Annotated in this window: 1 pseudogene; it reads right to left on the reverse strand. The window is 60.4% G+C overall.

The window, feature by feature from the left end:
* Positions 1-282: 282 nt before the first annotated feature.
* Positions 283-386, reverse strand: a pseudogene (locus tag ACSIPU_RS30640) (phosphodiester glycosidase family protein); the annotation flags it as partial.

Here is a 386-nt window from a genome sequence, read left to right on the forward strand (position 1 = left end):
CCTTTGGGAGAGGGGGAGGGTGAGGGTGGGTTTTGCGTTCACGTTGCGTTTGGGCGTGAACCCCGCCTTATCTGCCGACCTCCGGTTCGCTGATTTCAGCGGGAATCGGCCCTGCTGCACGCCCGTAGATTTCAGGGGCCATACCATAGCGAACAGACTCTGTAGGCCCGGTAAGCGCAGCGCCACCGGGCAAGGACATCGGGCACGGCGGCAATACCTTGCCCGGCCTGTCGTTAATTTATTCACTCTCGTGGCTGGAATGGCCGCCCCCAAACGCGCCCGCTATTTCCTCTCCACCGTTATCATGGTCACGAACGGATGATACTGCCACGGCACGCTGCCGCCTTTGCGGTACATCTTCGACAGGGTGCCGTCGAGATAAAGCA

It is taken from the genome of Klebsiella sp. HN106 (assembly GCF_051209435.1).
GTDB classification, from domain to species: Bacteria; Pseudomonadota; Gammaproteobacteria; order Enterobacterales; family Enterobacteriaceae; genus Klebsiella; species Klebsiella oxytoca.